The sequence below is a fragment of the Novosphingobium subterraneum genome, from assembly GCF_000807925.1.
Classification (GTDB): domain Bacteria; phylum Pseudomonadota; class Alphaproteobacteria; order Sphingomonadales; family Sphingomonadaceae; genus Novosphingobium; species Novosphingobium subterraneum.
Window position 1 is genome coordinate 180,942 of record NZ_JRVC01000014.1, and the last position, 7,371, is coordinate 188,312.

Annotated in this window: 6 protein-coding genes and 1 pseudogene; 4 read left to right on the top strand and 3 right to left on the bottom strand. The window is 66.0% G+C overall.

The window, feature by feature from the left end; all coding sequences use genetic code 11:
• Nucleotides 1-4 precede the first annotated feature (4 nt).
• From NJ75_RS14820 to NJ75_RS14830, 3 genes are all read left to right on the top strand, one after another.
• On the top strand, nt 5-1,207 hold the full coding sequence (locus NJ75_RS14820; RefSeq protein ID WP_039335745.1) for an AAA family ATPase: 1,203 nt from the start codon (nt 5-7) through the stop codon (nt 1,205-1,207).
• 83 nt (nt 1,208-1,290) lie between these two features.
• Nucleotides 1,291-2,394 carry a ParB/RepB/Spo0J family partition protein gene (locus NJ75_RS14825; protein WP_039335747.1) on the top strand — a complete coding sequence of 368 codons (1,104 nt, stop codon included), beginning with the start codon at nt 1,291-1,293 and terminating at the stop codon, nt 2,392-2,394.
• Nucleotides 2,395-2,854: 460 nt separating this feature from the next.
• The gene (locus NJ75_RS14830) at nt 2,855-4,045 is read left to right on the top strand and encodes a replication initiator protein A (RefSeq protein ID WP_407668274.1); all 1,191 of its coding nucleotides are present in this window, start codon (nt 2,855-2,857) and stop codon (nt 4,043-4,045) included.
• Nucleotides 4,046-4,501: 456 nt separating this feature from the next.
• Here the strand turns inward: NJ75_RS14830 and NJ75_RS14835 are convergent, their stop codons facing one another.
• The 3 genes from NJ75_RS14835 to NJ75_RS14845 all read right to left on the bottom strand — a co-directional run bounded on the left by NJ75_RS14835 (nt 4,502) and on the right by NJ75_RS14845 (nt 6,755).
• Nucleotides 4,502-5,461, bottom strand: a complete 960-nt coding sequence (locus NJ75_RS14835; RefSeq protein WP_211257948.1) for a hypothetical protein — start codon at nt 5,459-5,461, stop codon at nt 4,502-4,504.
• Nucleotides 5,462-5,562: 101 nt separating this feature from the next.
• Nucleotides 5,563-6,270, bottom strand: coding sequence for a hypothetical protein (locus NJ75_RS14840; protein ID WP_052242530.1), 708 nt, complete (start codon nt 6,268-6,270; stop codon nt 5,563-5,565).
• The gene (locus NJ75_RS14845; protein ID WP_039335753.1) at nt 6,267-6,755 is read right to left on the bottom strand and encodes an RNA polymerase sigma factor; all 489 of its coding nucleotides are present in this window, start codon (nt 6,753-6,755) and stop codon (nt 6,267-6,269) included. Before NJ75_RS14845 ends, NJ75_RS14840 begins: the two co-directional genes overlap by 4 nt.
• 86 nt (nt 6,756-6,841) lie before the next feature.
• Between NJ75_RS14845 and NJ75_RS14850 the strand changes: the two are divergent.
• Nucleotides 6,842-7,371, top strand: a pseudogene (locus NJ75_RS14850) (S8 family serine peptidase); the annotation flags it as partial.

A 7,371-nucleotide genomic window follows, 5' to 3' on the forward strand; every position in this document is an offset into this window, starting at 1 on the left:
GGCGATGTCTGATCAGAATTCAATAGTCAGCCAGATCGGCGATCTTGCCTCAGCGGGCGAGAAGATGATCGAGCGCCTGCGCCGCAAGGCTTTCCTGCCAGACAGCCGCAAGGGACTCAACGTCCGTGTCGGCATTGCCGAGGCGGCGCAATTGCTCGGCTGCTCGACGAATCGCATCCGCATGGCCGAGGATGACGGCCGCCTCCCCCCGCCCCCCTCGGGCGAGAACGGGCGCCGCCTCGGCTATTCGATGGAAGAGCTGATGCACATGCGCGAGGTGCTGGGCGCCTCCCCTGCCCGCGCCCCGCTCGACGTGCCGGCGATCATCGCGGTGCAGAACTTCAAGGGCGGCGTCGGCAAGTCCACCGTCACCACTCACCTCGCCCATTATTTCGCGGTGCAGGGCTATCGCGTGCTGGTGGTGGACTGCGACAGCCAGGCGACGACGACGACGCTGTTCGGCTTCAACCCGCACTTCAACATCACCCGCGACGAAACGCTTTATCCTTATCTTTCAATCGACCCGACCCAGACTGACCTGCTCTATGCGGTCAAGCGTACGCCCTGGCCCAATGTCGACCTGATCCCCTCGAACCTCGAACTGTTCGACGTGGAGTATGAACTTGCCGCCTCCGGTTCCGATGGCCAGTCGGTCCTCGCCGCGCGCTTCCGCAAGCTGAAGGCCGGGCTGATGGACATGGCCCGCGATTATGACGTGGTGATCCTCGATCCGCCCCCGGCCCTTGGCACGATATCGCTTGCCGTCATGCAGGCGGCCAACGCGCTGCTGGTGCCGCTCGCTGCCACCACGCCCGATTTCTGCTCGACCGTGCAGTTTCTCTCGATGATGGACCAGGTCATCGCCCAGCTGATCGAGGCCGGGATCGCGGTGGACTACAGCTTCGTCCGCCTGATCTGCTCCAAGTTCGATGGCGGCGATCCTTCCCACGAAATGGTCCGCACCATCATGGAGCAGACTTTCGGCCCAGCCCTGCTGCCCGTGCCCATCCTCGAAAGCGCCGAGATCAGCCACGCAGCCCTGCGCATGATGACGGTCTACGAACTCGAGAAGCCGATCGGCACGCCGCGCACCCACAAGCGCTGCCGCGCCAACCTCGATGAAGCGATGGGCCAGATCGAACAGCTCGTCCGCGCCGGCTGGGGCCGCGTCGCCCCGGCAAGAGAGGAGGACGTGATCCATGCGTGATCGTCCGCCAAGCGCGTGGGAAACAACTTTCCTACAGGCAATCGTTCACTTTATGTTCCGCGCCTTTCGCAACGAGGTGACTTATGGCGCGTAAGCAGTCGGACTATCTCGCAAGCCTGCTGGCTGACGAGGAAGTGCTTGAAACCAAATCAGAAGTTTCTGAAGCAGCGGCACCGGAAACGGCGGCCGAATCGGCTGCTCCTTCCCCTGGCCCCTCCCCTGCCCCGGCGCGCCACGAACGCTTGCGCGGCACCACCCTGCTCGGCCGCGAAAGCGCGCTGGCCCGGGTGGCGAGCGGCGAAGTCCGCCAGGTGACGCAGCTCCTGCTCGATCCGGCACGGGTGCGGGTGTGGAAGGGCAATGCCCGCTCATACGAACACCTCTCCGTCGAATCCTGCCGCGAGCTGATCGACTCGATCATTGCCGAGGGTGGCCAGAAGGTCCCCGCGGTGGTGCGCCGCATCGATGGTGACCCGGACCACGACTACGAAGTCATCGCCGGCACGCGGCGCCACTGGTCGATCTCGTGGCTGCGCGCCCACTCCTACCCCGACATGCAGTTCGTGGCGCAAGTCGCCCAGCTCGATGACGAAGCCGCCTTCCGCCTTGCCGACCTTGAGAACCGCGCGCGAAAGGACGTGTCGGACCTCGAACGCGCCCGCAATTATGCCCAGGCGCTCTACGACCATTACGGCGCCCACCTGACGCGCATGGCAGACCGGCTCAACCTGTCAAAAGGTTGGCTGTCGAAGATGCTCAAGGTTGCCTCGCTTCCCGATGTCGTGGTCGCCGCCTTCGCCAGTCCCGCCGATGTACAGATGAAGCCCGCCTACCCCCTCGCCCAGCTGCTCGACAACCGCGAGCTGGCTCCGGCGATCCTGCGCGAGGCCAAGGTGCTGGCTCGCCTGCAGGAAGAACGGCGCAAGTCTGGCGATCCGGCGATTGCCGCCAACGATGTTGTCGCCCGTCTGATGGCGGCGGCGAGCGTCAGGGCCGATGGCCCTCCGCGCGAGATCGTGCTCGAAGGCCGTGGCGGCAGGCCGGCCATCACCCTGCGCTCGATCAACCGGCAGGGCGTGACCCTGCGCTTCCACGCCGGTTCGGGCATGCACCTCGACGCCCTCCTCGAACTGGCGCGCGAAGCGTTGGAGCAGCTTGAGGACGAGGGCCGGAGCATCCTGCTCTGATGGAAAACGGGGGGAGAAGCGCAGCGGCAGAAAAATGTTTCCCCGGGGAAACATTTTTCCCGTGCGTCCCTTCCCCCTCGATCCGGACAGGTGTTTCCCCGGGGAAACATTTCGTCCGGTGGGGCCTTCGACAGGCTCAGGTAGAGCGGATTTCAGGATTTGTTATCTACATAACGCTCCCATCCACACCGCCTTCCCCCTTCTCCGTTCATCCTGAGCCTGTCGAAGGATGCTTGGCGCAACCTCTCAGCACGCGTGTTTCCCCGGGGAAACGAGCCACAGCGATCCTCACTCAAAGATGTTTCCCCGGGGAAACGAGCCGAAGGCGAGTTCGGCGAAGTCAAACATCCGCGAAAGCCCCTCCCCCGTGACCCGCGCCCGCCCTGCCCCATCACCACCGCAGAACCGCAAGGGTCCGTCGGGCGACCAGTTCGATCTGTTCCTGCCCTACGTGGCGGACATGCCGATGCGCGATCAGCGCGAGATGATGGAGCGCCCCTTCTTCAGCCTCGCCAAGTCGAAACGCGTGAAGCCGATCGACTACACCTCGCCCGACGGCAAGCTGTGGGTCCACGTTTCGGCCAGTCCGGAATACGGCATGGCGACGATCTGGGATGCCGATATCCTGATCTACTGCGCCAGCGTGCTTGCCGACATGGCACGACGCGGCGTCAACGACGTGCCGCGCAAACTGAACCTGATGCCCTACGACCTGCTCCGCGCCATCGGCAGGCCGACCACGGGCCGCGCCTACGAGCTGCTCGGCCAGGCGCTGGACCGCCTTGTCGCCACGACGATCAAGACCAACATCCGCGCGGAAAACAGACGCGAGGCCACCTTTTCATGGCTCGATGGCTGGACCCAGCTGGTCGATGAGAAGACCGAACGATCGCGCGGCATGACCATCGAATTGTCCAACTGGTTCTGGGAAGGTGTGATGATGAAGGGCGGCGTGCTCTCCATCGACCGCGCCTATTTCGACATTACCGGCGGACGCGAACGCTGGCTCTACAAGGTGGCGCGCAAGCATGCCGGCGGGGCAGGGGAGGAAGGCTTTGCCATCTCCATGCCGACGCTGTTCGAGAAGTCCGGTGCGGAGGGCGAATACCGCCGCTTCAAGTTCGAGATCCTCAAGCTTGCCGAAAAGGACGCGCTGCCGGGCTATGGCCTCAGCGTGGAGACCGCCAAGGGCGGCGAACCGATGCTGCGCATGCGCCGGATCGACGGCAAGGATGGCGCAGGCGTCGTGGGGCAGGGGACTGGCGGCGTGGTACGACAGCCCGAGGCAGAGCGCGCTTCGGCACCGTCCACCAGCAGCAAGTCCGCTGAGCCCGCACCTGTCGGCGGTACCTTGCCCTCGGGTGTTTCCCCGGGGAAACATTCTTCTCCGACCGAAACCTTCGACGCCTCGGCGCTGATCCGCAAGGCGGTGAAGGGCCTGAGCGACAACGCCACGCGCGGGTTCATGGCCGACGAGACCATCGCCTATTTGCGCGAAACTTGCCCGGGCTGGGACCTCCACGCGCTCCATGCCGAGTTCGAAGGCTGGGTGAATGCCGACGCGGCGCGGCTGCCCGCCAACTGGCAGAAGGCCTTCATCGGCTTCGTCAAGCGCCACCACGAGAAGCACGGCCACACCCTGCGCCGTTGAACTTCGCGCTCTTCCGTTCCGAAAATGTCGTGTTTGCAGACTGCGCCCGTTCCTGAAGTGTCGGGCTTGGTATGGCGACCTTTCCCGAGGATTTTGCAGCGGCGTGCTTATCCACCGAATTTGAACCTACTTGTTGGAGTTCTGTTGGAAAGTGATTCAATCGCCCCACCCCATCGCACCCCTGATCCGGTCCATCGATCCATCGGGAACGGTCTGATCCGAGGTTTCGACCTATCAGGAACGGCCTGTCGATCGTTTAGGAACACTGGGTCGATCCATCAGGAACGATTGGCCGACACTCCGGGAACAGGCGGAATGGCGCGAATCGCGGAGAATTGGCGAGTCGGGGCAGGGCGCGGAGCGCTTAACCTGTCTAACCCTATCTAAAAGCCTCTAACCCCTGGGAAGCTTCGCTTTCTTTGGAGATGAAAGGGATGAGGTCTTGTGGGGCAGGCCTCAATAGAGGTCGGCAGCAAAGGGGGCGGCGGCGATGGGCGTGCAGGAAAAGGGCTCGAACATGCCGTTGGCGCGGGCGAGACCGCCGCTTTCGAGCTGGCGCAGCAGCTTGCCCGCGCCGGCCTTGGTCACGCCCAGGGCGCGGCCGAGCTGGGCGGGGGTGAGGTCTTCCAGGCCGACGAGGAGGAGCCACGCAGTGCCGAGCCGCGAGTGGGAGCGCTGCTGCGGGAATTCGGCGGCAAAGCGTCGCGTGGCCCGCCAGATGCGGTCAAGATCGCGGGCCGCTTCGAGCATGGCCCGCAGCAGGCCTTCACGCGCGGCATCGCGGCGTTTCGCCGGGGAAAGATCGGCGCGGAACAGGCGGCGCCGGGCAAGCGCGGGCAAAGGCAGGGGCGGAGCGGTGAGGGCAAAGGCTTGGGACCGGGCGAGGGCGAGGAGGTTGATCGCCCAGCACGGACTGAGCGCCGTGGCGCCGAGCGCGTCATCGCCTGTGGGGCCCAGCGAGTAGCGGTGCTGGTCAATCAGTGCCAGAAGCCGCTCCAGCGGGTCTGTGGGCAGGCGTTCCCCTGCGAGGGTGGCGATGACCGCTTCGAGCTGAACCATGCTCTGTGTCGCGATCGTGGCGGCTTGGCGGGCTTCGGCGGCGAGGGGGGCAACGGCAATGCGGCGGACGGTCCGCACGGCCTCTGCCAGCGGTGATGCGGGGGAGGGGAGGATGGCCGTGAGGAGGGCGAGGAAAGCGTCACGCTCTGCAGCGCATTCGGCCCCGACCAGCCTTGCGCCGAGCGTGATGCTGCGGTCCTCGCGATATGCGGCCCAGGCCTGCGAGAGTTGGCGCAATGCCAGCGTTTGCTGCATTTCCGGGGTGAAAAGCCCGGCAGGATCGAGGTGCGTGCGGACCAGCGCATCAAGCTGGCCGCGGCGGAAAGCGAGGGTGAGGGGGGCGGGATCGTAGGCCACGGGAGCCGCCACGCATACCGGCATTGCCCCGCACTGTCAACGATTGGGATACCTAACTGGCACTTTGGTATCCTATCATGATGAGCGAAACGGGCGGCGGATCAGGACGTCTCGCGCCATCCGTTCCGGCGCGCGGCCAATTCCTCTTCTGCGGTAAGCGCGGGGCCTGCGGCCATGGCCTGCGCGGCGGCGAGGACATCGCCTGCACTGCCGGCCTGGCGGTATTCCCCCGCCGGTGCGCCGCCGCTGCTGGCCGCGCTGTGGTTTCGCAATTGCCACCCTTGCGCATCGCGGCAGGCGATGGCGGCGCTGGCAGCGCGTTCGAACGCCCGGCAATAGGCGCCGCCTGCATCGCGGAAGCTGAGCAGGACGCGCACCGGGGCATCGGCCTGTTGCCCGGCGACGAGCTGGCTATCGAGCGCGCTGGCGAGCTGGGCATCGGCATAGCCGGCATCGCTGGCAGGACGCAGGGTGAGGGCAAGAACCAGCGAGGCGGCAAGCGCCGGGCCGGCAAGCCATGCCCAGCGCGGCGGCCCCTTGCGGCGGGCGCGCGCATCGGCAAGGCTTGCCACATTGTCCTGCGGGGCCTTGAGCAGCGCGGCGAGATGATCGGGCACCGGTTCTGCGGCAATGGGCGCGAAATGGGCGCCGAGCCGCCGGGCGAGGGCGCGATGCGCGGCAACCTGCTTCTCCAGCGCCGGATCGGCGGCAATGGCCGCAGCGATGCGCTCGAGTTCGGCGCCTTCAAGCTGGCCATCGGCAAAGGCGGCGATTTGTTCGGGGGTGGGCTGTTCGGAAGTGTGGGTCATGCCGCTTCTCCCAGCAAGGCCATCAGGGCATCGCGTCCGCGCACCAGGCGCGAATTGAGCGTGCCGACCGGGCAGCCGACGATTTCGGCCGCTTCCTTGTAGGACCAGCCTTCGACCATCACCAGCAGCACGGCCTCGCGCTGTTCATCGGGCAGGCGGGCAAGCGCGCGGTCCATGTCGGCCAGGGCGACGCGGGCTTCCTGTCCGCCTGATGCGCCGACGCCGAGGCCCGCTTCCTCGTCTGTGAAGGTCTCGTGGCGCCGGGTGCGGGCGCGGATTTCATCGATCCAGATATTGCGCATCATCCTGTACATCCAGCTGTCGAGCCGCGTGCCCTCCTGCCACTTGCTGCGCGAGCGCAGGGCGCGTTCGATGGTGGTCTGGCAAAGATCATCGGCCTCGCCCGCATCGCGCGAAAGCCCGGCGGCAAAGCGCCGCAAGCGCGGGAGCAATGCAAGGATGCCATCGGCGAAGGGATCGGCCAGTGTCGTTACCTTTCTGATGGATAGAACGGACGGCCTCGTTCGTTTAATCCGTGAGACAGCGAAGATATGGCAATATTTTTATGAACATGAAACGCCTGACCATCCCCCTGATCGCGCTTGGTGCCATGGCTACGCCGCTGTGCGCGCAATTGGCGCTGCCCGATCTGGGGCAGGGGGCGGCGGGGCGGACGCTGGGAGGCCTTGGCGGCACACTGGGCGATACGCTGGGCGACTTGGGGGGCAATGTCTCCCGGACCGTTCGGGGCCTTGCCGAGGCGCGGTTGGTCCGGCTCGACAGGCTGGCGCGCGCCAACCGCAACCTGATCGAGAAGGATGCTGCGGGCGCGCTTGCCCGGCGCGGCGAACTGCTGGTGATGGACTCCACTGCCGACGACATCGCCACGGCGCAGCGGGCGGGCTTCGTCGTGCTTTCGCGCGAGCGGCTGGGCGATCTGGGGGTTGAAGTGGTGCGGCTGGGCGTGCCTTCGGGCATGGGGCTGGCCAGGGCGCAGGACGTGCTGTCACAGGCGCTGCCGGGAGCGACCGTTGCTGCCGATACGCTGAACTTCCAGGGCGGCACGGCGTCGGGTTCTGCAGGCAGGGCAGGGGGCGCGAA

Excerpts from the sequence above, each read along its gene's own strand:
- NJ75_RS14820 (WP_039335745.1), top strand. The coding sequence starts at position 5 with ATGTCTGATCAGAATTCAATAGTCAGCCAGATCGGCGATCTTGCCTCA.
- NJ75_RS14830 (WP_407668274.1), top strand. The coding sequence starts at position 2,855 with ATGCCGATGCGCGATCAGCGCGAGATGATGGAGCGCCCCTTCTTCAGC.
- NJ75_RS14840 (WP_052242530.1), bottom strand. The coding sequence starts at position 6,270 with ATGACCCACACTTCCGAACAGCCCACCCCCGAACAAATCGCCGCCTTT.
- NJ75_RS14825 (WP_039335747.1), top strand. The coding sequence starts at position 1,291 with ATGGCGCGTAAGCAGTCGGACTATCTCGCAAGCCTGCTGGCTGACGAG.